Origin of the sequence: Bradyrhizobium sp. SZCCHNS30572, from assembly GCF_032484415.1 — a bacterium.
Classification (GTDB): Bacteria; Pseudomonadota; Alphaproteobacteria; order Rhizobiales; family Xanthobacteraceae; genus Bradyrhizobium.
Window position 1 is genome coordinate 573,805 of sequence record NZ_JAUESY010000002.1, and the last position, 25,814, is coordinate 599,618.

The following is a 25,814-nucleotide window of genomic DNA, read 5'->3' on the forward strand; positions in this document are numbered from 1 at the left end:
TGATGGAGGAAGCGCGCGTGGCATGCCCGCCCTCGGTGATGAAGGCGCGTTGCTAGGCTTGAGCAAGAAGAGAAGGCCCAAGGTTGAGCAGTTACCGACACCCGAGCGGCCGTCGGGTCGAAGGCTGCGTTGGGCAGCGCGCGCGAGCGCGGCGCATGGATCTGGCTTGCTCGCAAGGTGGGCCTGGACGGATGCTGCGCGTTCTCGCTGCTCTGTCGAGCTCTCGATCACCGTCCCCATGTCAGTACCGGGATGTCGCGACCGATCGGCAATCCTGCCGATGCGAAGCGGATGACGCCGCAGGCGGAATGGCGCCGGCCGTGCCCGCTATCCTCCAGCATCCCCGCGTGATGGGCTCCTGAGGCGGTGCGGCAATTCGGATACACCAACCAACAACGGTATTTCCGTGTGTTTCTGAACGTTGCAATTCATTTTGGAACATGTCAGCAGGTAACCTGTTAGGGCGAACGGCCCGCCCAGGCTGCCAGCATGACGCGCACAAAGGTTTTGGAATACCGGCCGGACATCAATTGGCTGCGCGCCGTAGCCGTGATTTCGGTCATTGGATTTCATTACGAGCTGCCGGGCTTTGGCGGTGGGTTTGTCGGCGTCGACATCTTCTTCGTCATCTCCGGTTATGTGATCTCCCGGCTCATTTGGACGGGCATTCAATCCGATTCGTTTTCCTTCATTGAGTTCTACGAACGGAGGGCGAGGCGGCTGCTTCCGGCGCTCTATTTGATGATCGTCGTCACCGGGATGGTCGCGTGGTTCTTGGCGCCTCCAGGCGACTACCGAATGTTCTTCGGAAGCGCGATCTCCACGGTGCTGTTTTCGTCGAACGTCTTCTTCTGGTCGCAGACCGGCTATTTCGATCTACCAACGATCGGGAAGGTTCTCATCCACACCTGGTCATTGTCGGTGGAGGAGCAGTTCTACTTCCTATTTCCGGTCGTGACTTGGCTCTGGAGCCGGCTGTTTCCCGATCCAACGTCGAAGCCGTCGCTCGGGCTGGTCATCCTCGGAACGATCGCGCTGTGTGTGCTCGACGAGCTTTGGATCAAGCAATCGCCCTCGACCGCCTTCTACATCGCCCCGCTGCGGGCCTGGGAGTTCCTGATCGGAAGCATTGCGTTTTTCCTGCATCGATGGTCGCCGGTTGGAAGCGTGACGCGCCTGGCCTTCGCGGCCGCGGGCATGGTCTCCATGCTGCTTGCCGTGGTCATCTTCCGCGCAGAGACCCGCTTCCCGGGATTGCACGCGCTGGTCCCCTGTGTCGGTGCTGCGGTCTACATCGTCGCGTTCAATCAGGAGAAGGGCAGACCCGGGCTGCCATTCAGTGAGCTCGGAGCATTCCTCGGCCGTTTGTCCTACTCGCTCTATCTTTGGCACTGGCCGGTTTTCGTCCTCGGCAGGGCCGCGCTGCCGCTGGATGTGGCGACCTCGGCGGCAGCTACGGTTGGACTCCTGCTGTGCTCGCTGCTGCTGGCCTATCTGTCCTACGTCATCGTCGAGCGGCCTGCGCGCGCACGAACGGTATGGGGTGGCGTGCGTGGCTCCCCGGTGATCGCGGGCATTGCCGCCGTCATGGTCGCGGTCGGAGTTCACGGCGTCGCGCATGACGGCTACGCCGATCGCTTCCCGCAATCACAGGCACGAATGCTCCGGTACGATTCCCGGACGATGGAGCCGTTCTATCGTGCGCACAGCTGCTTCTTGCAGCCCGATGAGCCGGCATCGGCCTACGATTTCGAGGCGTGCCTGAAACCGGCTGCGAACAAGCGCAACATTCTGCTCGCCGGCGACAGCCTTGCCGCGCATTATGCCTGGGCGTTGCGCAGCTACCTGTCGTCCGATGCCTACCATCTTCTGCAGCTCACGTCAGGGGGCTGCCCGCCGTTCGTCGAGCTCAAGCTGAGCAGCTCGCGAAACTGTAACGACGTCAATCGGCTGCTGCGCGATCAGATCAAGGCGCACCGCTTTGACGCCATCATTCTTTCCGGCAATTGGCGCGCCTATCTCGAAACCTATGGCCGGCCTCCCGCACGGCGCGTCGACGGTTATTTGAACGCGCTGCTGGCGGTCGCTCAGGAAACGGGCGTTCCCGTTCTGCTGCTCGGTCCCTCGATCGAGTTTCCAGTTCCCTTGGCTTCGACGTTGTTCAACCATGAGCAGACGCACGTCCCGATCGGCAATTCGCTGATGCCGAAAGATGCGTCGTTCGAGGCGGACGATCGTCTGAGAGAGATCGCCCGCGCGTATCCGCTCGTTCAATACGTTTCCATTCTCGACACGATTTGCAGCAAGAGGCGTTGTCCGCTGACGATTGACGCGGAAACCCCGATCGTCTGGGATACCATCCATTTCACCCCGGAAGGCTCGAGGTTCGTCGTCTCGCAACTCGCGCCGCAACTGGATGCCTTCTTGCGAAGGCTGGAGCAGCCCTCCGAGACCGGAACGAACGAGCTCATGGCTGGTGACGGTCCGGCGGCAACCCGGAACCTTGCCCCCTCCCGCGTTCAATGATGGAAGCGACCGAGCACGGGACCTGCGGGAGCCATGAACTTCGGCGGGTGTCGTGCGTTCGCCTGCCGTTGATGTCGGACATTGCCTTCGCGCGGCCGCGAAAGTGATCCAACGTCATCGCGTTCTCAAGCCGTTCGGGACGACACACATGAATCCGATCATCAAGGCGATGGCAGTGCTTGCGTGCGCCGCCTGCTGGAGCACCGCCGCGACGGCCCAATCGGTTCGCTGGAACACCTATAGGATCCCGGAGACCGGCACATCGGTCGACATTCCGGTCTCGATCTTCAGCGACACGGCGGGCCAACCCGAGGGCTACGGCCAACGCTTCCAGACTGCCGACGGCCGCGCCAATCTGACCGTGCAGTCGGTATCGAATAACGCGCGGGAGTCACCTGCGCGGTTCCTTGCCAGGAAGAACCCTCCGCCGAATATTCAATACAAGCGCGTCACCTCGCGATTCTTCGCGGTGTCGAGCTACAAGGGCGACTATGTCTGGTACAATCGCTGCAACTTCGTTGGCGGCTACGTGCATTGCGTGCTGATCAACTACCCCCGGGTCTGGGAGCGCGCTTGGGACGGCATCGTCACCCGCATCAGCCTGTCGCTGAACCGAAGCTGAGGGGGGCGCTTAGCGAAGTCTTCGGCTGGCGGCTTTGATCCACCTCAATGATACCGTCGGGCTCCTCTGAATAAGCTTCGGCTTCATTTCAGCCGCCGCTTACAGATGAGCCAGTCCTTCATGGCCGCAGCGTCCTTCACCGTACGGGCCGAAAGCGCCAGCGCGATCGCCACCATCAGGTGCCGCAGCGCGCAGGACGCGCTGCTGACGGCCAATGCCTATCTGCGTCTCGGCGCCGCCTGCGTCAGCATCGAGATGCCCGGCGGACAAAGCATGAGCCCGGACCGGCTCGATGCGCTGCTCAACGATTCTGGCGGGCGCATCGGCTTCTGAAATCGGGCGTCGGGCGCACCGCCACTCTTCCCTGGCGTGATCGCGACGGCTTGTGCGGGAGCATTTCGGGAGTGCGTCCAGGCTCAGGATGACGACGCTTCGACGCGGTCGTCGGGGAGCGCCGTCCGCCACGAGACATCGGTAATGTAGGGGCCATACAGGACATCCTGGCGCCGCTGGTAAATGATCGTGAGGGCGACGGCGGCGATGAAACAGATTGCAGTCAAAATGGCTAGTTCGAACATGGTTCAACTCCATCGCCCAGCACGTGGCGGATGAAGGGCGTCGGCGTCAAATGGAAGCCGGCGTTAAGCTGAAGAGGAAAGCTTAATGCACGCGAGGCATCCTGCGTCGCAGGCGAACAGCCAAAGCAGAACCTCTGGGTCCGCGCGGCTGAACCTCGGGTCGAGAGTCCGGCCGCTCGGCGCGCGCTACTCAGCGACGGTCGGCTGACCGGTATCAAGCTCCGGAAACATCGCCCGGCAGCTCAGGCAATAGGATTCGAAAATAAAGCTCAGCAACGTGGACATCGGTAACCCCCATCAGTCGATGTGATGCTGGGCAACTTGCCGGGGGACTGTTTCAGGACGACTTCGTGCGCCCGGCGAAGTGGTTTCGATCGGTGCCAGGAAAGCTTCGTGGTCACAGGACGTCGGCGCGCGCACGCTCCTGAAGATGAAGTTGTTGCAATAGTCCTTCCGCTTCCAGAACCATTCGCCATCGGCGCGCTGATGGATTTCCGGGTCGAAGGCAGACAACGGAAGCAATCTCCCGCGGCTCAGGAATTGGCCCCGATAGCCGAGACCCCGCAGGAGTAAGAATGTCTCCTTCACCCTGTCGAGCGTCGCCAGGCGGCGGTCGCACTCGACCACGATCAACGGCCGGCATCGGCGCAAGGTGCGCTCGGCGCCGCGCAGTACGTCGAGTTCGGCACCCTCGACGTCGATCTTGATCGCAGAGACGTTTGCGGTGTCAGGGAGATAGTCGTCCAGCGACGTCGTCTGCACCTGGATCGCCTTCGAGGTCTCGGCGGGCCGGAGCAGCGAAGCTCCGGGCTGATGCCCTTCGGGAACGAACAGGGTTTTCCTGCTGGAGCACGAATAGACGGCGCGCGGTTCGACGACGACATTGTCGAGCGAGAACCGGGAGCAGAGCCGCGCCAATCGTTCGGCAAGGTCCGGCTGGGGCTCGAAGGCGATGACCCGCCCCGGCGCCGACCACCGTGCCAGCCAGTAGAGAAAACTGCCCTTGTTGGCGCCGATGTCGCCGCGCCGGATGTGACGGTGCAACTCGGACAGCTCCGTCTTGTGGTCGCGGAATCGGGACCGCAGGATTCTGACCAGAAACCGGGATGCCTCATGTTTCGCCAACCGAGCCCCCCAACGCCATGGCTACGCGCCCGCCAAACGAGGGCGAACTCGGGTGCGCACGCCCTGTCGTTCACGGCAATGTTTCAAAATGGACGAGTGGCGGGGCGCCAAGATGGCGCTGGCGTGGCGACTGGCGATCCCAGCAGGACTCGAACCTGCAACCCGCGGAGTAGAAATCCGCTACTCTATCCAGTTGAGCTATGGGACCGGCGTCGCGAGACGACTATCGCCCGGTGACCATCCCAAGATGAACGTCCGGAGGATGAGCGTCATGGGATAGGTGCCGGGGGCAAAGCCCGGCCGGCGCGCTTTCCATAGCACGGGTCATATGAAAAATCTTCCGTTTCGCCAAGAGCGGCCGAACCCGACGGAGGCCCGGCGAGACCAAGCGGAGGCGGAGGTGGGTCTATCGCCCCATTTGCGCGTCAGCGACGCCGGATCGACGGCCGCCGCGGCTTGTCTGTATGCCATGTCCTGTGAATTGCCCGTTGATGAACAGATTTTCCTGTCGCATGTGCGTGCCGATGGTCGCGCCTGGGACGGGCCGCTCGCCGGTCCGCTGCAACCTTTGCCATCAGTCCGTCACCATTTCGCGTCCATTCTCGCCACGAATCGGCCAAACACGGACATCTCTCCGCGTGTCCGGAACAGCCGCCCCAATCGCCGTCCAAGGAGCTGCCCCATGATCGGTCTGGTTCGCGCCGCCGTCCTCTGCGCCATCATGGCGCTCGGTCTTGCTTCTGCCCACGCCGCCGACAAGGCGTTCAAGCGCGACGACCTCGCCGATGCCGCGATCAAGCTGGAGGCGCAGATCAAGAGCGAGGCGGGGGCGGTGAACAAGCCGCTGGCGACGCTTCGCACCGATGCCGACGCGGCGCTGCGGCGGAACGACCTACGGACCGGCCTGCAGATCCTCGGGCAGATCGCGACCGCTGCGCCGGATGATTCCGGTAACTGGCTGCGGCTGGCGCGCACCGTGCTCAACCAGATCAAGCCGATCAATCCGTCGGAGCAGACCTTCCTCCTGGAGCGGGCCTCGACGGCGGCCTACATCGCCTATCAGCGCGCCGGAAATGCCGGCGAGGAGGCGGATGCGCTGGCCGTGCTCGGCAAGACCATGGCCGAGCGCAAGCTGTGGCGGCCAGCGCTGGATACGCTCAGGATGTCGCTCGAGCTGCGTGAGGTGGCCGATGTCCGTGGGCAGTATGAGCGGATGCGCGACGAGCACGGCTTCAAGCTGCTCGACTACACCGTGGATTCGGACTCGGCGAGCCCGCGCGCCTGCTTCCAGTTCTCCGAGGATCTCGCCAAGCGCACCGACTTCTCGCCGTTCGTGGCCCAGGCCGGCAATGACAAGCCGGCGCTGACCTCGGAGGACAAGCAGCTCTGCGTCGAGGGTCTCAAGCACGGCGAGCGCTACAACATCAATCTGCGCGCCGGGCTGCCGTCGGGCGTCAAGGAGAGCCTGCCGAAATCGGCCGAGTTCAACATCTATGTTCGCGACCGCAAGCCGTTCGTGCGCTTCACCGGCAAGGCCTATGTGCTGCCGCGCATCGGGCAGAAGGGCATTCCGCTGGTCAGCGTCAACACGCCGGCGGTCACCGTCAACGTGTTCCGGATCGGCGACCGCAATTTGATCAACACCGTCATCGACAGCGACTTCCAGCGGCCGCTGTCGAGCTATCAGCTCACCGATCTCGGCAATGAGCGCGGCATGAAGGTGTGGAGCGGCGAGCTGTCGACCGCGATGACCCTGAACCAGGACGTCACCACGGCCTTCCCGGTCGATCAGGCGCTGAGCGACATGCAGCCCGGCGTGTATGTGATGACGGCGGCGCCGAAGGGGCCGACGAGCGGCAATGACGAGGACGGCGGCCAACTCGCGACGCAATGGTTCATCGTCTCCGATCTCGGAGTCGCCGCGTTCTCCGGCAATGACGGCATTCACGTGTTCGTCAATTCGCTGGCCTCGACTGATCCGGTCGCGCGCGCCGAGGTGCGGCTGGTGGCGCGCAACAACGAGATCCTCGCGACGCGCAAGACCGACGACGCCGGCCACGTGCTGTTCGAGACGGGCCTGGCGCGTGGCGAGGGCGGGCTGTCGCCGGCGATGCTGACCGTGTCGGGCGAGAAGACCGACTATGCCTTCCTCAGCCTGAAGACGTCAGCCTTCGACCTGTCCGATCGCGGCGTCGCCGGGCGCGAAGCGCCCACGGGGCCGGACGCTTTCGTCTATTCCGAGCGCGGCGTCTACCGCTCCAACGAGACGGTCTACCTCACCGCGCTGCTGCGCGACGGCAAGGGCAATGCCATGACCGGCACGCCGCTGACGCTGGTCGTCGAGCGTCCCGACGGCGTCGAGTTTCGCCGCGCGGTGCTGCCGGACCAGGGCGCCGGCGGCCGTTCGTTCAGCGTGGCGCTGAACTCGGCGGTGCCGACCGGCACCTACCGCGTGCGCGCCTTCACCGACCCAAAGGGGACGGCGGTCGGCGAGACCACCTTCATGGTCGAGGATTACGTCCCCGAGCGGCTGGAATTCGATTTGAGCTCCAAGGACAAGCAGATCAAGGCTGAGACTCCGGTGGAGGTGAAGGTCGACGGCCATTTCCTCTACGGTGCGCCGGCCTCCGGCCTGCAGCTCGAGGGCGACCTGCTGGTGACGACCGCGCCCGAGCGGCCGGGGTTCCCGGGCTACCAGTTCGGCGTCGCCGACGAGGAGAGCGCCTCCAACGAGCGCACCCCGATCGAAGGCATGCCGGAAACGGACGAGAAGGGGGCGGCGACGTTCCCGGTGAGCCTGCCCAAGCCGCCGTCCTCCAGCCGGCCGCAGGAGGCGCAGATCTATGTGCGCCTGGCTGAGACCGGCGGCCGCGCCGTCGAGCGCAAGCTGGCGCTCCCCGTGGCGCCCAAGGCGGCGCAGATCGGCATCAAGCCGTCGTTCTCCGGCAAGAGCGTCGGCGAGGGCGACAAGGCCGAGTTCGACGTCGTGTTCGTCTCGCCGGAGGGCAAGACGCTGGCGCGAAGCGGGCTGCGCTATGAGCTGCTGAAGATCGAGTCGCGCTACCAGTGGTACCGGCAGAACTCCTATTGGGAGTATGAGCCGGTGAAATCGACGCGGCGCGTCGGCGACGGCGACGTCACGATATCAGCCAACAAGCCGGCGCGGCTGAGCTTCCAGCCGGAGGCCGGGCGCTATCGCCTCGACGTCAAGTCGGCGGATGCCGACGGCCCGGTGACGTCGCTGCAGTTCGATGTCGGCTGGTACACCGACGGCAGCGCCGACACGCCGGATCTCTTGGAGACCTCGCTCGACAAGCCGCAATACCAGTCCGGCGAGAGCATGATCGTGACGGTCAATGCGCGCACTGCCGGCAAGCTGACGGTCAACGTGCTCGGCGACCGGCTACTGACGACGCAGACCACCGAGGTCAAGGAAGGTACCAACCAAGTCAAGCTTGCGGTCGGCAAGGATTGGGGCACCGGCGCCTACGTCGTCACGACGCTGCGCCGTCCGCTCGATGCGGCCGCGCAGCGCATGCCGGGCCGCGCGCTCGGCGTCGCCTGGTTCGGCATCGACAAATCAGCGCGCACGCTCAACGTGGCTCTGACGCCGCCTGCGCTGGTACGTCCGGGCTCGGCGTTGAAGATTCCGGTCAAGGTCGGTGGGCTCAATCCCGGCGAGGACGCCAAGATCGTGATCGCGGCGGTCGATGTCGGCATTCTCAACCTCACCAACTACAAGCCGCCGGCGCCCGACGATTACTATCTCGGCCAGCGCCAGCTCTCCGCGGAGATCCGCGACCTCTATGGCCAGCTGATCGACGGCATGCAGGGCACGCGCGGCCAGATCCGCTCGGGCGGTGACAGTGGCGGAGCCGAGCTGCAAGGCTCGCCGCCGACGCAGAAGCCGCTGGCGCTGTATTCGGGCATCGTGACCGTCGGGCCCGATGGCACCGTCGAGGTCAGCTTCGATATTCCGGAGTTCGCAGGAACTGCGCGGGTGATGGCGGTCGCATGGAGCGCCACGAAAGTCGGCCGGGCGAATGTCGACGTCACCGTGCGCGATCCGGTGGTGTTGACCGCGACCTTGCCGCGCTTTTTGCTGAGCGGCGACCGCGGCACGCTGTCGTTCGACCTCGATAACGTCGAGGGCGCGCCCGGCGACTATGTCGTCGGCGTCAAGGCCAGCGGCCCGGTCAAGGTCTCCGGCAATGCCAACGTCACGCTGAAGCTCGCCGCCAAGCAGCGGGCGTCGTCGACGCTGCCGCTGGATGCCAGCGGCACCGGTACGGCGCAGCTCGACGTCGATATCAAGGGCCCCAACGGGCTGGCGCTGGCGCGGCACTATCAGCTCGACGTCAAGCCGGCGACCCAGGTGCTGGCGCGGCGCTCGATCCGCACGCTCGCGAAGGGCGAGAGCCTGACGCTGACATCGGACATGTTCAATGATCTCGTGGCGGGCACCGGTACGGTGTCGCTGTCGGCGGGACTGTCGACCGCGCTCGATGCGGCAACCATCCTCAAGGCGCTCGACCGCTATCCGCATGGCTGCTCGGAGCAGATCACCAGCCGCGCGATGCCGCTGCTCTATGTCAACGAGCTCGCAGCCGGCGCGCATCTCGCGATGGACACCGAGGTCGACCAGCGCATCCGCGACTCGATCGACCGCTTGCTGGCGCGTCAGGGCTCCAACGGCTCGTTCGGCCTGTGGTCGGCCGGCGGCGACGATCCCTGGCTCGATGCCTACGTGACGGATTTCCTGACCCGCGCCCGCGAAAAGGGCTTTGCCGTGCCGGACGTGCTGTTCAAGAGCGCGCTCGACCGCGTCAGGAACTCGGTGGTCAATGCCGAGGAGCCAGAGAAGAGCGGCGGCCGCGATCTCGCCTACGGCCTCTACGTGCTCGCGCGCAACGGCGCGGCGCCGATCGGCGACCTGCGCTATCTCGCCGACACCAAGCTCGGCAATCTCGCAACTCCAATTGCCAAGGCGCAGCTCGCCGCGGCGCTCGCGCTGGTCGGCGACCGCGCCCGCGCCGAGCGGGTCTATGCGGCAGCCGCCGACAGCCTCGCGCCGAAGCCGGTGCTGGTGTTCGGCCGCACCGATTACGGCTCCGACCTGCGTGATGCGGCGGCATTGGTGTCACTGGCCGGCGAAGGCAATGCGCCGCGCGCGACGCTGACGCAGGCGGTGACCCGCGTCGAGGCAGCGCGTGGCCTGACGCCGTACACCTCGACGCAGGAGAATGCGTGGATGGTGCTGGCGGCGCGTGCGCTCGCCAAGGAGACGCTGACGCTCGATGTCAACGGGCAGGCGGTGAAGCAGGCGCTGTACCGCAGCTACAAGGCGGCTGAGCTCTCAGGCCAGCCGCTGAAGATCACCAACACCGGTGATGCGCCGGTGCAGGCGGTGGTCTCCGTCTCCGGCTCGCCGCTGACGCCGGAGCCGGCGGCATCGAACGGCTTCAAGATCGAGCGTGGCTACTACACGCTCGACGGCAAGCCGGCCGATATCAGAACCGCGAAGCAGAACGACCGTTTCGCTGTCGTGCTGAAGGTCACCGAGGCCAAGCCGGAATACGGGCACATCATGGTGTCCGACTATCTACCGGCGGGGCTGGAGATCGACAATCCGCATCTGGTGTCGTCGGGCGACAGCGGCACGCTCGACTGGATCGAGGACGGCCAGGAGCCGGTCAATACCGAGTTCCGCGACGACCGCTTCACCGCCGCGCTCGACCGCGCCGCGGATTCCAAGTCCGTGTTCACGGTCGCCTATGTGGTGCGGGCGGTGTCGCCGGGCAAATACGTGCTGCCACAGGCCTATGTCGAAGACATGTACAATCCCTCACGCTATGGTCGGACCGGTACGGGCTCCGTGGAGGTCCGCGCGGCGAAATGAGCGAGGGTGGAACGAGTGATCGTGAGTTGGGTGGCCGGACGGTGCCGCACACTCCGTCATGCCCAGGCTTGACCCGGGCATCCATCGCTCGCGGCGACGAAGGCGCGGCTGGCCGGGACAAGCCCGGCCATGACCCGAGGAGATGGCGGAGCGTCAAACGGCCGCTCGCGGGCGCGCTGTTCTTGTTCGTCGCAGTCATCCTTGCCTTCACCGCCTACACCATCTCCCTCGGCCCCCTGCCGCTGCGCGAGGCCAAAGCCGTGTCCACCACCGTCGTCGACCGCCACGGCAAGCTGCTGCGCGCCTATGCGATGGCGGATGGGCGCTGGCGGCTGCCGGTCAGCGCGAAGAAGGACGTCGATCCGACCTATTTGAAACTGCTGTTCGCCTATGAGGACCAGCGCTTCTACGACCATCACGGCGTCGACCCCCGCGCGCTGGCGCGCGCCACGATCCAGCTCGGCGCGCACGGCCACATCGTGTCGGGCGGCTCGACCATCACGATGCAGCTGGCGCGGCTGCTCGAGCCCAGGCGGCAGCGCTCGCTGCACGCCAAGCTCAGGCAGATCGTGCGCGCGCTCGAGCTCGAGCATGAGCTGAGCAAGGACGAGATCCTCGATCTCTACCTGACGCTCGCGCCCTATGGCGGCAATCTCGAAGGCATCCGCGCCGCCTCGATCGCGTATTTCGGCAAGGAGCCGAAGCGGCTGTCACTGGCGGAAGCGGCACTCTTGGTGGCGCTGCCGCAGTCACCGGAGACGCGGCGGCTCGACCGGCATCCGGAGGCCGCTCGACGCGGCCGCGACCGCGTTCTCGACCGCATGGTGTCGGAGAACGTGATCTCCGCCGAGGACGCGGCGCAGGCGAAGGCGCAAGCCGTGCCGGCCTTCCGCCAGCCGATGCCGATCCTGGCGCCGCATGCTGCCGACCAGGCCTCGGCGACCGTCAAGGATCAGCCGATCATCCGCCTTACGCTGGACGCCTCGCTGCAGAAGGTGCTGGAGCCGCTGGCGCGCGATCGCGCCATCGCATTGGGACCGAACGTCTCGGTCGGCATCATCGTGGTCGACAATGACAGCGGCGACGTGCTCGCCCATGTCGGATCGGCCGACTATTTCGACGAGAGGCGGGCAGGGCAGGTCGACATGACCCGCGCGGTGCGTTCGCCAGGCTCGACCCTGAAGCCGTTCATCTATGGGCTCGCCTTCGAGGACGGCTTCGTGCACCCGGAGAGCCTCATCGATGACCGCCCGGTGCGCTTCGGCTCCTACGCGCCGGAAAATTTCGACATGACGTTCCAGGGCACGGTGCCGGTGCGCAAGGCGCTGCAACTGTCCCTGAATGTTCCCGCCATCGTGCTGCTCGACCGTGTCGGCGCCAGCCGGCTGTCGTCGCGACTGAAACAGGCCGGCGGCAATTTGGTGCTGCCGAAGGACGAAGCCCCAGGCCTTGCCATGGGCCTCGGCGGCGTCGGCGTGACCCTGCAGGACCTCGCCCAGCTCTATGCCGGATTCCCGCGCCTGGGCACCACCAGGCCGCTGCGTGAGATCATGACCGGGGAGGGCACCGACGATGCCCGCGAGCCGTTGCGGCTGATGGATTCGGCGGCCGCCTGGCAGGTCGGCAACGTGCTGCTGGGGACCCCGCCGCCGGAAAACGCAGCCCGCAACCGGATCGCCTTCAAGACCGGTACCAGCTACGGCTATCGCGACGCCTGGTCGGTCGGTTTCGACGGCCGCGTGACGATCGGCGTCTGGGTCGGCAGGCCCGACGGCGCGCCGGTGCCCGGCCTGATCGGCCGCGTCGCCGCGGCGCCGATCCTGTTCGACGCTTTTGCCCGCAGCGGCAAGCTGCCGGTGACACTGCCAAAGCCGCCCAAGGGTGCGCTTGTCGCCAGCAATTCAAAGTTGCCGCTGCCCCTGCGCCGGTTCCGGCCGGTCGGAGAACTGGTGCGGACCGGCGCGGAGCAGGCGCCGCACATTCAGTTCCCGCTGAACGGCTCCCGCATCGATGTCGACCGGTCCGCCGGTCCCGAGGCGTCGGTGATGCCGGTGAAAGTGTCCGGGGGCGTGCTGCCGCTGACCATGCTGGTCAATGGACTAGCCGTCGGCGAGATCGACAGCCGGCGCCAGCGCCTGATCGATCCGCCCGGGCCGGGCTTTGCCCGCCTCACCGTGATCGATGCCACGGGCGCTGCGGACACAGTTGTGGTCAGAATCCAGTGAGGGTTCGCTAAGCGGTTGTCGACATAGCGGTTTCAGCGTATTCGGAACCCCATGGTCGAGACCTTTGCCCGCCCCCGTTTTGGAGAGCCGCGCGAGCCGAAGAACCTGGTCAATCCAGGCAATCGGCTGGTGCGGATGATCGATGTCGTCACCGTGAGCCACACCAGGGCGGTGACGTTCCTGCTCGTCTGCGGGCTGCTGTTGTTCCTGCCGGGCTTCTTCACCATCCCGCCGATCGATCGCGACGAGGCGCGCTTCGCCCAGGCGACCAAACAGATGGTCGAGAGCGGCGATTACGTCGATATCCGCTTCCAGGACGACGTGCGCTACAAGAAGCCGGTCGGCATCTACTGGTTGCAATCGGCTGCGGTCGAGACGGCGTCGGCGATCGGTCTGCCGCGTGCGCAGCTGCGCATCTGGGTCTACCGCATTCCCTCGCTGATCGGTGCGATCGGCGCGGTGCTGCTGACCTATTGGACCGCGCTCTCCTTCGTGACACGGCGCGGCGCCGTGTTCGCCGCCCTGCTGATGTGCTGCTCGGTGCTGCTCGGGGCGGAAGCCCGGCTCGCCAAGACCGACGCGATGCTGCTATTCACCGTGGTGGCTGCGATGGGTGCGCTGGCCCGCGTCTATCTGTCGTGGCAGCGCGGCGAGGATCCGGTGCATCCACCGTGGGGACCGCCTGCGATCTTCTGGACGGCGCTCGCCGGCGGCATCCTGATCAAGGGCCCGCTGATCCTGATGTTCGCAGGACTGACGATCGTGGCGCTGGCAATCATGGATCGTGGTGCCGGCTGGCTATCGCGTCTGCGCCCTCTATGGGGACTGATGTGGATGCTGGTGCTGGTGCTGCCCTGGTTCGTGCTGATCTTCCTGCGCGCCGGCGACACCTTCTTCGCCGATTCCGTCGGCGGCGACATGCTGAGCAAGATCGGCGCCCAGGAGTCGCACGGCGCACCGCCGGGCCTCTATCTGCTGCTGTTGTTCATCACCTTCTGGCCCGGCGCGCCGCTGGCCGCCATGGCAGCCCCCGCCGTCTGGCGCGCGCGGCGCGAGCCAGGGGCGCAGTTCCTGCTGGCCTGGCTGCTGCCGTCCTGGGTCGTGTTCGAGGCCGTCCTGACCAAGCTGCCGCATTACGTGCTGCCGCTCTATCCGGCAATCGCCGTCCTCACCGTGGGCGCGCTGGAGCGGCGGGTGCTGGCGCGCAACTGGCTGCGGCGCGGCGCCGCCTGGTGGTTCGCGATTCCCGCCATCACGTCGGTGGTGGCCGTGATCGGCGCCATCATCGTCACGCACCAGCCGGTGTTCCTGGCTTGGCCGTTCGTGGCGGCGTCGCTGATTTTCGGCCTGTTCGCTTGGTGGCTCTATGACGACGGCCGTGCCGAGCGCTCGCTCTTGAATGCCGGCGTGGCGGCGATGTTCCTGGCGTTCGTGGTGTATGGCGCCGTGCTGCCGGCGCTGACACCGCTGTTTCCCAGCGCGGAGATTGCGCGCGCGCTGCGCAACGTGGTCTGCGTCGGGCCGAAGGCGGCAGCGGCAGGTTTCCACGAACCTAGCCTCGTGTTCATGACAGGAACCTCGACACAGCTCACCGACGGCTCGGGGGCGGCCGACTTCCTCAACCATGGCACGTGCCGCTTCGCGCTTGTCGAGCAGCGCACCGAACGGGCGTTCGTGCAGCGCGCCGAGGCCATCGGGCTGCGCTACAACGTCGCCAAGCGCATCGACGGCTACAACATCTCGCAAGGCCGCCCGGTCTCGATTGCGATCTATCGTTCGGAAGGCACCGAGTAGATGTCGGCGCCAGACACGCCCTCGCTGTCGTCAGGCTATCTCGCCCAGCTCGCGCTGGTCGGCAAATTCTCGTTCGGCCGGCTGGTTCGGCGGCCGCAGACCGCGCCGGACGCTGCGGGCCGGCAACGCCTGCGACGCGAGCTTCTCCTGCTCGGTGCCATCGGCCTGAGTGTGGTCTTGATGCTGATGTTCACCTTCGATGCCTACGAAATCGGGCTGATGCCAGCGCGTGGAACACCGAGCCTGTGGCCGGTGCGCATCATCACCGAATTCGGCCAGGACGAATACGTGCTGGGACTGCTGGCAGTGGGGGTCGTCGCGACGATCCTGATCGCGCCGTTGTGGCCTGAGGCTTCGCGCAGCCGGCTTCTGAACTTTGCGACGCATGTTCAGTTTTTCTTCTTCGCGGTTCTGCTCTCCGTGCTATCGGCCCAGGTGTTGAAATACATCATCGGGCGCGGCCGTCCCTTCGTCGGCGGCAAGGCCAATGCGTTCAATTTCGAACCCTTCAACGGCACGCCGGCCTATTTCAGCATGCCGTCGGCGCATGCGGTGACCGCCTTCGCGCTCGCATTCGCCATTGCGGCCGTCTGGTCGCGGCTGCGGATACCAATGTTCATCTATGCCGTCGTGATTGCCCTGAGTCGGCTGGTGCTGCTGGCGCATCATCCAAGCGATGTGGTCGCCGGCGCCGTGGTCGGATTGGCCTGCGCCATGCTGGTCCGCTACTGGTTCGCAGCACGACGGCTGGGCTTCCGCCTGGGCAAGGACGGCCAAATCGTACCGCGCTAAAGGGGTTGATAGGCGGCCCCAAGCCCCATAATAAGCCTCCGCCGCATCGCCCGGGGCAGGAACCGGTCCAGTCACGCCATCGCGAGTCTCATCTTGTCGACCGAAACCCCCGTTGCCGTCTCCATCGTCGTTCCCGTGCGCAACGAGGCCGGCAACATCACGCCCCTGATCACCGAGATCGCGGCCGCGCTCGACGGTCTCTGGGCCTATGAGATCATCTACGTCAACGACGGCTCGACCGATGACACCGCGCAACGGCTCGCCGAGGAGATGGCGCGGCGGCCGAACCTGCGCGTGCTGCGCCATGAGAAGTCGTCCGGGCAATCGGCGGCCGTGAGAAGCGGCATCCGCGCGGCCCACGGCGCGATGGTTGCGACGCTGGACGGCGACGGGCAGAACAATCCCGCTTTCCTGCCCGACCTCATCGCTGCGCTCGAAAAGGGCGGGGCGGGTGTCGGCCTCGTCGCAGGCCAGCGCGTCGGTCGCAAGGACACCGGCTTCAAGAAACTGCAATCGCGGCTTGCCAACAAGATCCGCAATGCGGTGCTGCATGACGGCACCCGCGATACCGGCTGCGGCCTCAAGGCGGTCCGCCGCGACGTCTTCCTGATGATGCCGTATTTCGATGGTCTGCACCGCTTCCTTCCCGCCCTGGTGCGGCGTGAGGGCTACGACATCGCCTACATCGACGTGACAGATCGACCCCGGCACTCCGGTGTCTCGAACTACGGGTTCTTCGACCGGCTCTGGATCGGGATCATGGATCTCGCCGGCGTGTGGTGGCTGATCCGCCGCAAGAAGCCGACGCCGGTTGTGATCGAGGTAAAGTAATGCTGATTCAATTCGGGCAGGCGTTCAGCAACTATCTCTACGACATCTTCATCGCCAAATTTGATTTCTGGCTGGTGTTCGGCCTCGCCGCCCAACTGGCCTTCGCCGCGCGCTTCCTTGTGCAGTGGATCGCCAGCGAGCGCGCGGGCAAGAGCGTGGTGCCCCTTGCCTTCTGGTTCTTCTCGATCGGCGGCGGCCTCATGACGCTGATCTATGGTCTCGTCAAGCGCGAGCCGGTCATCATCTTCGGCCAGTTGCTGTCGAACATCATCTACGTCCGCAACGTGATGCTGATCTTCAAGAACCGTCAGCGCGAGTCGCAAACGCTGAGCAATTGACCGGAGCGGGCTTCAGGTTCACAAGGCGGATGTGCCGTCGCCCGTTCGTGGGGCCGTCCTGCGCCTCAGCGCGGCAGCGGCCGGGCCGAGGACGGGGGCAGGGGCACGGGCACGGTCGTCGCCACGCTGTCAGCCGCCTCGCCGCGGCGCGTCGCAATCTCGCCGGCGGCATCCAGCACGGGATAGGCGACCGAGCAGATGTGCGAGTGGATCCGCCTGAGGTCACGCAGCACGTCGAGATGCAGTGAGGTGGTTTCGAGCGTCTCCGAGCGGCCGTCGCGCAGACGTTCGAGGTGCCGCTCGGTCGCGCCGAGCTCGGCGTTGCGGAGCTCGGCTTTCTGATCGAGCAATTGGTGCGCCTGCTGCGCATCGCCGGACATGAAGATGCCGAACGCGACGCGGAGCGCCTCCATGATCTGGCGGTGAAAGGCCTGCAACTCGTCGGCGCCCTCCGCGGAGAACTGGAACCTGCGCTTGATCTTCTTGGTCGCGAGCTCGCTCAGGTTCTTGTCGATGATGTCGCCGATGTGTTCGAGGTTGATCGCGAAGGAGATGATCTCCATCGCCCGCTTGCCCTCGCGATCGTCCAGGCTGCCCCGCGTCAGCTTGGTGATGTAAAGCTTGATGGCTTCGTCGAGCCGGTCGACGACATTGTCCGCGCGTGACACCTGATCCACGAGGCCACGGTCGTTGGTCATCATCGCGGTCATGACATTGCGCAACATGGTCTCGACCAGATCGCCCATGCGCAGCGCCTCGCGCGCCGCGTCCGCAAGCGCCAGCGACGGTGTCTCCAGCGCGGTCTCGTCGAGGTAGCGCGGCTTGGCGGGATCGACTTCGGCCGGGCGGTCGGGGAACAGTCTGACGAGCAGCTTCTCGATGCTGCCGAGCAGACCGATGAAGACCAGCGCCGTGCCGAGGTTGAATGCCATGTGAAACTGCGCGGTCAGCTTCGACAGATCCGGCTGCCATTGCTGCAGCTGAGCCGCGAGCGGATGCAGGAAGGGTGCGATCAGCGCGACGCCGATGATGCGGTTGAGGAGATTGCCGACGGGCAGGCGATAGCTCGCGGGATTGTCGCGCCGGGCGCCCTCGAACACCGGGTTGACGGCGCTGCCGAGATTGGCGCCGAGCACCAGTGCCATGGCCGCATCGGCCGTGATGAAATGCGCATAGGCCAGCGACATCACCAGCAGCACGCTCGCGACGCTGGAATGCACGATCCAGGTGACGGCGGCGCCGAAGATGATGCACAGCGTGACGTCGGCGGTGATCGCCTGCATGAACACGCGCATCGCCGGCGCCTCCTCGGCCGGCGCGAGCGTGTCGATCAGGATATGGAGCGACAGCAGCATCAGGCCGAGGCCGATCGACACCCGGCCGAGATCCTTGATGCGCGATCGCGGCCCGCTGCGGAACGCCACCAGGCCGAGCACGAACAGGATCGGCGCGACGGCCGCGACGTTGAACGACAGCACCTGGACGATCAGCGTGGTGCCGATATTGGCGCCCAGCATGATCGCCATCGCGGGGATCAGGCCGACGAGGCCTTCCGCAGCAAAGGAGGTGGTGATGAGCGCCGTTGCCGTGCTGCTCTGGAGCAGCGCGGTGAGGCCGAGTCCGGCCGCGAGGGCGCTGAAACGGTTCCGCAGCGCTCGCGACAGCAGCAGCCTGAGATCCGGGCCGAAGGCGCGCAGGATGCCGCTGTGGACCATGTGAAGGCCCCACAGCAGCAGCGCCACGCCACCCATCAGATCGAGCAGAACCATGATTCCCGTTCGTTCCCGCTTGTCTTCAGACCAAGGCTACGCCCAATCGGCCGGGGATCAACGCCAATTTGGCGGCCCCGGTTGCCCGATCGCGCGGCGCTCCGCCCCTGCGGGCGGCGTGGTCAAGCGGCGTTGAACGCGGCAAAGCCGCGATCGAGATCGGCCTTGAGATCCTCGGTATTCTCGAGACCGATGTGCAGCCGCAGTGTCGGACCGCCGGGTGCCCATGTGGTCGCCGTGCGGTAGCTCGCGCAGTCGAACGGGATCGCCAGGCTCTCGAAGCCGCCCCAGGAATAGCCCATGCCGAACAGCGTGAGCGTGTCGAGCATGGCGTCGACGGCGGCCTGCGCCTTTGGTTGCAGCACGATGCTGAACAGGCCGGAGGCGCCGGTGAAATCGCGCTTCCAGATCGGGTGCCCCGGATGGCTTTCCAGCGCGGGATGCAGCACCTCGATCACCTCGGGACGCGCGGCGAGCCAGCGCGCCATCTCCAGGCCTGACCGGTGATGCTGCGCCAGGCGCACGCCAAGCGTCCGTACGCCGCGCAAGGCCAGGAACACGTCGTCCGGTCCGGCGCAGACGCCGAGCAGGCGGATGCCCTCGGAGATCAGCGGCCACGCCTTCGCATTGGCCGAAATCGTCCCGAACATGATGTCGGAGTGGCCGCCGATATATTTGGTGGCCGCCTGCATGCTGATGTCGACGCCCTGGTCGAGCGAGCGGTGGTAGAGCGGTGTCGCCCAGGTGTTGTCGTCGATGACCAGCGCGCCGTGCGCATGCGCAACCGCGGCGATGGCGGGGATGTCCGGCATTTCGAAGGACTGCGAGCCCGGCGCCTCGACAACCACCGCGCGTGTATTCGGTTTGAGCAGTTGCTCAATTCCTGTGCCGATCAAAGGGTCGAAATAGGTCGTCTCGACGCCATAGCGTGCCAGCATGCCGTTGCAGAAATTTCGGGTCGGACGATAGATGCTATCGCACACCAGAACGTGGTCGCCGGCCTTGAGCACCGACAGCAGGGTGGTCGAGATGGCGCCGAGGCCTGACGGCGCGATGCCGACGCCGGCGCATTGCGGTCCCTCGAGCGCCATCAGCACTTGCTGCAGCGCCTTCGTGGTCGGGGTGCCGTGGCGGCCGTACTGGAATTCGCCGCGGTGTGCATGCAGATCTTCAGCCGTTGGATACAGGACCGTTGAACCATGAACGACAGGAGGATTCACGAATCCGTGCTGCGCCTTCGTGTCCCGCCCCGCCGTGACCAGCCATGTCTCGACGTTTTGTCGCACCGCCGCAGCGGGGTCGTTCGATGATGCCATTCGCGTGTCTTTTCTCTTTAAACCTGTCGGGATAGCTGGAAATCAGGCCGCACTGCGGTCGTTAATAACAGAATGCAGAACAGGCCCGTCAACCCCTTGACCCGGACCGCCAGTCGTTCTGTGATGCCGGCGCAATTCGATCGCTGCACGTTGAGGGGCTTGCCGCGATTTCCGCTTCATCTCGCATGCACGGCTCCGTCGTGCATGGCGCGCGCCATATTCTTGGTATGGCGTTTGCAGAGGCGGATTCAGGTCGGCCCCTCCTACGCGCTGAGATTCATCGCTCCCCAAGGACGACCCGCGAAAGGCTGTATTTATGAAACGCGTCACTCTGGCTCTTACTCTTGCTCTCGCCCCGGTGCTGGCGAGCGTCGGCGCCCAGGCCGAAACGCTCAAGACCGTCAAGGATCGCGGCATGCTCGCCTGCGGCGTCAGCCAGGGCCTTCCTGGCTTCTCGGCGCCCGACGACAAGGGCAACTGGACCGGGCTCGACGTCGACGTTTGCCGCGCCATTGCCGCCGCGATCTTCAACGATCCGACCAAGGTCAAGTTCGTTCCACTGTCCGCCAAGGATCGCTTTACTGCACTGCAGTCGGGCGAGATCGACGTGCTGTCGCGCAACACCACTTGGACCCTGTCGCGTGACACCTCGCTGGGCGCCAATTTCGCCGGCGTGACCTATTACGACGGCCAGGGCTTCATGGTGAAGAAGGCCCTGAAGGTCAATTCGGCGCTCGAGCTCAACAGCGCCTCGATCTGCGTGCAGACCGGCACGACGACTGAGCAGAACCTCGCCGACTACTTCAAGGCCAACAAGATGAAGTACGAGGTGATCGCATTCGCCGGCCAAGACGAGACCATCAAGGCGTACGAATCTGGCCGTTGCGACGTCTTCACGACCGACGTTTCCGGCCTCTACGCCGAGCGGCTGAAGCTCGCCAATCCGGCCGATCACGTGGTGCTGCCGGAAGTGATCTCGAAGGAGCCGTTGGGCCCGATGGTCCGCCATGGCGACGACCAGTGGTTCGACATCGTCAAGTGGACCTTGTTCGGGCTGGTGACGGCCGAGGAACTCGGCGTGACGCAGGCGAACGTCGATGAAATGGCCAAATCGGACAAGCCGGAGTTCAAGCGCGCCTTCGGCACCGACGGCAATCTCGGCGAGCAGCTCGGCCTCACCAAGGACTGGTTCTACCGGATCGTGAAAGCGGTCGGAAACTACGGCGAGATGTATGACCGCAACGTCGGCGCCGGCTCCAAGCTGCAGATCGCGCGCGGTCTGAACCAGCTCTGGAACAAGGGCGGCCTGCAATACGCGCCGCCGATCCGCTGATCACTGCACGATAGCGGGGCTGCGGCGAATGAGCATCGAAGCAAGGTTACCGCCTACGCAATATGGGCTTCGGCTGAAGCGCATGCTGGGTGGCAAGGCAGGATGGAACGGCATCATCCTCCAGATCCTGTTCGTCGCAGTGCTGGTGTGGGTTGGCTACGAGATCGTGGCCAACGCACGCAGCAACCTCGCCACCCAGCGGATCACGTCGGGCTTCGGCTTCCTCAACAATACGGCCGGCTTCGACGTCAACCAGACCCTGATCAGCTACTCCGGCTCCGACAGCTACAGCCGCGTGCTGATCGTCGGCGTGCTGAACACGCTGCTGGTCTCCGTCATCGGTATCGTGCTGGCGACCATCCTTGGCTTTCTGGTTGCGCTTGGCCGCTTGTCACCGAACGTGTTGCTGTCGCGGGTCTCCGGCGCCTATGTCGAGCTGATCCGGAACCTGCCGCTCCTGTTCCAGATCCTGTTCTGGTATCTCGCGGTGTTGGCGGCGCTGCCCGGACCGCGGCAGAGCATCTCTCTTTTCTCGACCTTCTTTCTCAACAACCGCGGCTTCATCGTTCCGCGCCCGATCGAGGAGCCCGGCTTCACGCCGTTCGCGATCGTGCTCGGTGTGGCGATCGTGGTCTCGATCGGTCTGCACTATTACGCGCGGCGTGAGCTGTTCTTGCGCGGCCATGTGATCCGGATTTGGCCCTACGTGCTGGGGCTGCTGATCGGCCTGCCGCTAATTGCAATGCTCGTGTTCGGCGTGCCGATTTCGTTCGAGGTGCCGGCGCTCAAGGGATTCAACTTCGCCGGCGGCTCCCGCATCATTCCAGAGCTCGTTGCGCTGACCCTGGCGCTCACCATGTACACGGCGTCTTTCATCGCCGAGGTGGTACGGGCGGGAATCCTCTCGGTCCACAAGGGACAGATGGAAGCGGGGCTCTCGCTTGGACTGAGCCGCGGCACCGTGCTGCGCCTGATCGTCGTGCCACAGGCGCTCCGCGTCATCCTGCCGCCGCTGACGAACCAGTATTTGAACCTGACCAAGAATTCCTCGCTCGCGGTCGCTATCGGTTATCCCGATCTCGTGTCGGTGTTCGCGGGCACGACGATGAGCCAGACGGGGCAGGCCATCGAGATCATCGGAATCACGATGGGCGTCTATCTGGCGCTGTCGCTGATTACGAGCGCGATGATGAGCTTCTATAGCTGGCGGCTTGGGAAGAGACTTGGCGCATGACCGACATCACGGCCTCAACCTTCATCCGTCAGGACATGGCCGGAGAACGCCCGGCGCCCATCAAGACGACCGGTTTCGTCGGCTTCGTCCGCACGAGGCTGTTGAACTCGCCGACCAATATCCTGCTCACCCTGGTGAGCGCACTGCTGATCTGGTTCACCGTGATTCCGGCGGTCAAGTTCCTGCTGGTCGACGCGGTGTGGGTCGGCAAGGACCGCGATGCATGCCTGGCGCAGAACGCCGGCCATCCGGTCGGCGCCTGTTGGCCCTACATTTCGGCGAAGTTCAGCCAGTTCATGTACGGCTTCTACCCGGAGGCCGACCGCTGGCGCGTCAATCTGACCTATGTGCTGGCGGTGGTGCTGCTCGTGCCGCTGCTGATTCCGCGCCTGCCGGCCAAAGGCCTTAATGCGGGTCTGTTCTTCTTCGCACTGCCGGTGGTCGCGTTCTTCCTGCTCTATGGCGGTGGGCTGGAGGGCTTCGGCGTGAGCTGGACCACAGGCACCCTCCAGCTGTTCGTCGAGAGCATCGATACGGCCGGTAACGCGCTGGTGCGCGCCGGCGATAACGTGCCGGTGGTCGGCATGCTGCTGTGGCTGCTCGGCAAGCTGGTCGTGCTGATCGGAACGCTCGCATCGCTCGTGATCTGGCCGCTGGTCTGGATCCGCAATGAACTGCAGCAATCTCACCAGCCCGTGTGGAATGATCTCGCGCTCTCCGCGATCATTGTCACCGCGCTGGTGTTCATCATCGGCGGCGGGAGCAGGGCGCTGCGCAGCGTCATCGCCACGGCCGCGACCTTCGCCGGCATCGCCATCGTCATTGCGATCATGGGCCTCGATCGCGGCGGCCTTCCCATCGTCGACACAAGGCTGTGGGGCGGCATGCTGGTGACGCTGGTCGTCTCGGTGATCGGCATCGTCGCGTCGATGCCGATCGGCATTGCGCTTGCGCTCGGCCGCCGCTCGACCATTCCACTGATCCGCGTCTTTTCGATCGCCTTCATCGAGCTGGTGCGCGGCGTGCCGCTGATCACCGTGCTGTTCTTCGCCACCTACATGCTGCCGTTGTTCCTGCCTGGCAATGTCAGGGTCGACGGCCTGGTACGGGCGCTGATCGGCGTTGCGCTGTTCTCCGGCGCCTACATGGCCGAGGTGATCCGCGGCGGCCTGCAGGCCATTCCGCGCGGCCAGGCGGAGGCGTCGAGCGCGCTCGGCCTGTCCTGGTGGAAGACGACGAGCTTCATCGTGCTGCCGCAGGCGCTGCGCCACGTCATCCCCGGTATCGTCAACAGCTTCATCTCGCTGTTCAAGGATACCTCGCTGGTCTCGATCGTGGCGCTGTTCGACTTGCTCGGCAGCCTCAAGGCTTCGTTGGCCGATCCGGTCTGGGCGACACCGACCACGGCTTTCACCGGCTTTGCCTTCACAGGAATGATCTACTTCGCCTTCTGTTTCGGCATGTCACGCTACTCCATGCTGGTCGAGCGCCGCCTCAACGCGCACCGGCGCCATTGACCCAGATATCGTCGAGAGATCCATGACTGCAAATTCGATCGTCAGCATTTCCGCCCTCAACAAATGGTACGGCGAATTCCACGTCCTGCGCGACATCAACCTCTCCGTCGGAAAGGGTGAGCGCATCGTGATCTGCGGGCCCTCGGGCTCGGGCAAGTCGACCCTGATCCGCTGCATCAACGCGCTGGAGGAATTCCAGGAGGGCGAGATCAATGTCGACGGCATCGATCTGGGTCCGAATCTCAAGCGGGTGGACGAAGTCCGCCGTGAGGTCGGCATGGTGTTCCAGAGCTTCAACCTGTTTCCGCATCTGACCGTGCTGGAGAACTGCACCTTGGCTCCGATCTGGGTGCGCAACATCCCGCAGAAGGAAGCCGAGGCGACTGCGATGAAGTTCCTGGAGCGGGTCAAGATCCCGCATCAGGCGCAGAAATATCCGGGCCAGATGTCGGGCGGTCAGCAGCAGCGCGTTGCCATCGCGCGCGCGCTGGCGATGAACCCGAAGGTCATGCTGTTCGACGAGCCGACCTCGGCGCTCGATCCCGAGATGGTCAAGGAGGTGCTCGACACCATGGTCGATCTCGCCAAGGAGGGCATGACCATGCTGGTCGTGACCCACGAGATGGGTTTTGCACGCGAGGTCGCCAACCGCGTCGTGTTCATGGACGCCGGCCAGATCATCGAATCGAACACGCCGCAGGAATTCTTCGCCAACCCGCAGCATGCGCGCAGCAAGCTGTTCCTGAGCCAGATTCTGCGGCATTGATGAGGAAGCGAATCGGGACTTGCGAATAGGGCGAGAAATTCTACTCGCTACTCGCCCTCAAACGAAAGGCGGCTTGATCCCGCTACGCCGCTCCAGCCAGGCCGGCACCGGCAGGTTCTTCGAACGCATGAACTCCGGATTGTACAGCTTCGACTGATAGCGCGCACCGGAGTCGCACAGGATGGTCACGATGGTGTGGCCGGGGCCGAGCTTCCTGGCGAGTTGCACCGCGCCAGCGACGTTGACGCCGGTCGAGCCGCCCAGGCACAGGCCTTCATGCTGCACGAGGTCGTAGATCGTGTTGACGGCGTCCTCGTCGGACACCAGGAACGCGTCGTCGACCTTGGCGGTCTCGATCACGGGCGTCACACGACCGATGCCGATGCCTTCGGTGATGGAATCGCCGGGCGTCGATTTGACGACTCCGTTCTTGAACCATTCGTACATCGCGAAGCCGTGCGGGTCGGCACAGGCGGTGACAATGTCCTTGTTCCTGTCCTTCAAATAGCGGCTCGTGCCGGCGATCGTGCCGCCGGTGCCGACCGCGCAGATGAAGCCGTCGACCTTGCCGTCGGTCTGCTCCCAGATCTCGGGTCCCGTGGACTCATAATGCGCCTTGGCGTTGTCGAGGTTGTTCCACTGGTCGGCGAACAGCACGCCGTTGGGCTCGGTCATGCGCAGTTCGTCGGCGAGCCTGCGGCCGACATGCTGATAGTTGTTGGGATTGCTGAACGGCAACGCCGGTACCTCGACCAGCTCCGCGCCGCACAGCCGCAGCATGTCCTTCTTTTCCTGGCTCTGCGTCTCCGGAATCACGATCAGCGTGCGATAGCCGCGCGCGCTGGCGACCACGGCCAGACCGATGCCGGTGTTGCCGGCAGTGGCCTCCACCACGAGGCCGCCGGGCTTGAGATCGCCACGCCTCTCGGCCTCCAGGATCATCCACTTGCCGGCGCGGTCCTTGACCGACTGGCCCGGGTTCATGAACTCGGCCTTGCCGAGAATGGTGCAGCCCGTCGCCTCCGAGGCGCGCTTGAGCTTGATCAGCGGTGTGTTGCCGATCGCCGCGACGACGTCGTTATGAATGGTCATTTTGCAGATACCGTAGGAGTTTCCTCGAGCACACTTAAGAGGACCCTAGCCTGATAT

Annotated in this window: 17 protein-coding genes, 1 tRNA gene and 1 pseudogene; 13 read left to right on the forward strand and 6 right to left on the reverse strand. The window is 64.9% G+C overall.

All coding sequences use genetic code 11. The features are described 5' to 3' along the window. The first annotated feature begins 489 nt into the window (after positions 1 to 489). From QX048_RS07670 to QX048_RS07680, 3 genes are all read left to right on the forward strand, one after another. Positions 490 to 2,526 (forward strand): acyltransferase family protein, encoded by a 2,037-nt coding sequence (locus QX048_RS07670; protein WP_315827572.1) that lies wholly within the window; start codon positions 490 to 492, stop codon positions 2,524 to 2,526. Between the two features lie 148 nt (positions 2,527 to 2,674). Beyond that, positions 2,675 to 3,148 carry a hypothetical protein gene (locus tag QX048_RS07675; protein WP_315827573.1) on the forward strand — a complete coding sequence of 158 codons (474 nt, stop codon included), beginning with the start codon at positions 2,675 to 2,677 and terminating at the stop codon, positions 3,146 to 3,148. Positions 3,149 to 3,268: 120 nt separating this feature from the next. Further along, complete coding sequence (locus QX048_RS07680; RefSeq protein ID WP_315711835.1) at positions 3,269 to 3,481, forward strand: hypothetical protein; 213 nt, start codon at positions 3,269 to 3,271, stop codon at positions 3,479 to 3,481. A gap of 83 nt (positions 3,482 to 3,564) precedes the next feature. Here the strand turns inward: QX048_RS07680 and QX048_RS07685 are convergent, their stop codons facing one another. The 3 genes and pseudogenes from QX048_RS07685 to QX048_RS07695 all read right to left on the reverse strand — a co-directional run bounded on the left by QX048_RS07685 (position 3,565) and on the right by QX048_RS07695 (position 5,059). Further along, positions 3,565 to 3,726 carry a hypothetical protein gene (locus QX048_RS07685; RefSeq protein WP_315751088.1) on the reverse strand — a complete coding sequence of 54 codons (162 nt, stop codon included), beginning with the start codon at positions 3,724 to 3,726 and terminating at the stop codon, positions 3,565 to 3,567. A 402-nt stretch (positions 3,727 to 4,128) separates the two neighbouring features. After that, positions 4,129 to 4,851 (reverse strand): annotated as a pseudogene (locus tag QX048_RS07690) (FkbM family methyltransferase); the annotation flags it as partial. 131 nt (positions 4,852 to 4,982) lie between these two features. After that, positions 4,983 to 5,059, reverse strand: a tRNA-Arg gene (locus tag QX048_RS07695). Between the two features lie 474 nt (positions 5,060 to 5,533). Here QX048_RS07695 and QX048_RS07700 point away from each other — a divergent pair. From QX048_RS07700 to QX048_RS07725, 6 genes are all read left to right on the forward strand, one after another. Beyond that, positions 5,534 to 10,750, forward strand: a complete 5,217-nt coding sequence (locus QX048_RS07700) for an alpha-2-macroglobulin (protein WP_315827575.1) — start codon at positions 5,534 to 5,536, stop codon at positions 10,748 to 10,750. Next, complete coding sequence (gene pbpC, locus QX048_RS07705; RefSeq protein WP_315827576.1) at positions 10,747 to 12,975, forward strand: penicillin-binding protein 1C; 2,229 nt, start codon at positions 10,747 to 10,749, stop codon at positions 12,973 to 12,975. Before QX048_RS07700 ends, pbpC begins: the two co-directional genes overlap by 4 nt. A 51-nt stretch (positions 12,976 to 13,026) precedes the next feature. Continuing rightward, on the forward strand, positions 13,027 to 14,769 hold the full coding sequence (locus QX048_RS07710; protein ID WP_315827577.1) for a glycosyltransferase family 39 protein: 1,743 nt from the start codon (positions 13,027 to 13,029) through the stop codon (positions 14,767 to 14,769). Beyond that, positions 14,770 to 15,561 (forward strand): phosphatase PAP2 family protein, encoded by a 792-nt coding sequence (locus tag QX048_RS07715; RefSeq protein WP_315751095.1) that lies wholly within the window; start codon positions 14,770 to 14,772, stop codon positions 15,559 to 15,561. A gap of 93 nt (positions 15,562 to 15,654) precedes the next feature. After that, positions 15,655 to 16,392: a glycosyltransferase family 2 protein gene (locus QX048_RS07720; RefSeq protein ID WP_315711843.1), complete on the forward strand. Its 738-nt coding sequence runs from the start codon at positions 15,655 to 15,657 to the stop codon at positions 16,390 to 16,392. After that, entirely contained in the window at positions 16,392 to 16,730 is a 339-nt protein-coding gene (locus tag QX048_RS07725; protein ID WP_172109779.1) for a lipid-A-disaccharide synthase N-terminal domain-containing protein, read from the forward strand. The genes QX048_RS07720 and QX048_RS07725 overlap by 1 nt, the downstream gene beginning before the upstream one ends. Positions 16,731 to 16,795: 65 nt before the next feature. Here QX048_RS07725 and QX048_RS07730 read toward each other — a convergent pair whose 3' ends face one another. Together QX048_RS07730 and metC are read right to left on the reverse strand one after the other, a co-directional pair. Further along, positions 16,796 to 18,499: a Na/Pi cotransporter family protein gene (locus QX048_RS07730; RefSeq protein WP_316200441.1), complete on the reverse strand. Its 1,704-nt coding sequence runs from the start codon at positions 18,497 to 18,499 to the stop codon at positions 16,796 to 16,798. A 122-nt stretch (positions 18,500 to 18,621) separates the two neighbouring features. Next, entirely contained in the window at positions 18,622 to 19,815 is a 1,194-nt protein-coding gene (gene metC, locus QX048_RS07735) for a cystathionine beta-lyase (RefSeq protein WP_315827578.1), read from the reverse strand. Between the two features lie 316 nt (positions 19,816 to 20,131). Here metC and QX048_RS07740 point away from each other — a divergent pair, with 316 nt between their 5' ends. The 4 genes from QX048_RS07740 to QX048_RS07755 are packed head-to-tail and all read left to right on the forward strand — an operon-like array spanning position 20,132 to position 24,665. Then, positions 20,132 to 21,148, forward strand: a complete 1,017-nt coding sequence (locus QX048_RS07740) for an amino acid ABC transporter substrate-binding protein (RefSeq protein WP_315711846.1) — start codon at positions 20,132 to 20,134, stop codon at positions 21,146 to 21,148. Positions 21,149 to 21,176: 28 nt separating this feature from the next. Further along, a complete protein-coding gene (locus QX048_RS07745; RefSeq protein ID WP_315751097.1) occupies positions 21,177 to 22,382 on the forward strand; it encodes an amino acid ABC transporter permease in 1,206 nt (401 codons plus the stop codon). Next, positions 22,379 to 23,899, forward strand: a complete 1,521-nt coding sequence (locus QX048_RS07750) for an amino acid ABC transporter permease (RefSeq protein WP_315751098.1) — start codon at positions 22,379 to 22,381, stop codon at positions 23,897 to 23,899. The genes QX048_RS07745 and QX048_RS07750 overlap by 4 nt, the downstream gene beginning before the upstream one ends. Before the next feature lie 22 nt (positions 23,900 to 23,921). Further along, positions 23,922 to 24,665, forward strand: coding sequence for an amino acid ABC transporter ATP-binding protein (locus QX048_RS07755; RefSeq protein WP_315711850.1), 744 nt, complete (start codon positions 23,922 to 23,924; stop codon positions 24,663 to 24,665). Between the two features lie 57 nt (positions 24,666 to 24,722). Here QX048_RS07755 and QX048_RS07760 read toward each other — a convergent pair whose 3' ends face one another. Next, a complete protein-coding gene (locus tag QX048_RS07760) occupies positions 24,723 to 25,757 on the reverse strand; it encodes a cysteine synthase A (protein ID WP_315751100.1) in 1,035 nt (344 codons plus the stop codon). Positions 25,758 to 25,814: the final 57 nt, after the last annotated feature.

Excerpts from the sequence above, each read along its gene's own strand:
- QX048_RS07670 (WP_315827572.1), top strand. The coding sequence starts at position 490 with ATGACGCGCACAAAGGTTTTGGAATACCGGCCGGACATCAATTGGCTG.
- QX048_RS07675 (WP_315827573.1), top strand. The coding sequence starts at position 2,675 with ATGAATCCGATCATCAAGGCGATGGCAGTGCTTGCGTGCGCCGCCTGC.
- QX048_RS07680 (WP_315711835.1), top strand. The coding sequence starts at position 3,269 with ATGGCCGCAGCGTCCTTCACCGTACGGGCCGAAAGCGCCAGCGCGATC.
- QX048_RS07685 (WP_315751088.1), bottom strand. The coding sequence starts at position 3,726 with ATGTTCGAACTAGCCATTTTGACTGCAATCTGTTTCATCGCCGCCGTC.
- QX048_RS07700 (WP_315827575.1), top strand. The coding sequence starts at position 5,534 with ATGATCGGTCTGGTTCGCGCCGCCGTCCTCTGCGCCATCATGGCGCTC.
- pbpC (WP_315827576.1), top strand. The coding sequence starts at position 10,747 with ATGAGCGAGGGTGGAACGAGTGATCGTGAGTTGGGTGGCCGGACGGTG.
- QX048_RS07710 (WP_315827577.1), top strand. The coding sequence starts at position 13,027 with ATGGTCGAGACCTTTGCCCGCCCCCGTTTTGGAGAGCCGCGCGAGCCG.
- QX048_RS07715 (WP_315751095.1), top strand. The coding sequence starts at position 14,770 with ATGTCGGCGCCAGACACGCCCTCGCTGTCGTCAGGCTATCTCGCCCAG.
- QX048_RS07725 (WP_172109779.1), top strand. The coding sequence starts at position 16,392 with ATGCTGATTCAATTCGGGCAGGCGTTCAGCAACTATCTCTACGACATC.
- QX048_RS07730 (WP_316200441.1), bottom strand. The coding sequence starts at position 18,499 with ATGGTTCTGCTCGATCTGATGGGTGGCGTGGCGCTGCTGCTGTGGGGC.
- metC (WP_315827578.1), bottom strand. The coding sequence starts at position 19,815 with ATGGCATCATCGAACGACCCCGCTGCGGCGGTGCGACAAAACGTCGAG.
- QX048_RS07740 (WP_315711846.1), top strand. The coding sequence starts at position 20,132 with ATGAAACGCGTCACTCTGGCTCTTACTCTTGCTCTCGCCCCGGTGCTG.
- QX048_RS07745 (WP_315751097.1), top strand. The coding sequence starts at position 21,177 with ATGAGCATCGAAGCAAGGTTACCGCCTACGCAATATGGGCTTCGGCTG.
- QX048_RS07750 (WP_315751098.1), top strand. The coding sequence starts at position 22,379 with ATGACCGACATCACGGCCTCAACCTTCATCCGTCAGGACATGGCCGGA.
- QX048_RS07755 (WP_315711850.1), top strand. The coding sequence starts at position 23,922 with ATGACTGCAAATTCGATCGTCAGCATTTCCGCCCTCAACAAATGGTAC.
- QX048_RS07760 (WP_315751100.1), bottom strand. The coding sequence starts at position 25,757 with ATGACCATTCATAACGACGTCGTCGCGGCGATCGGCAACACACCGCTG.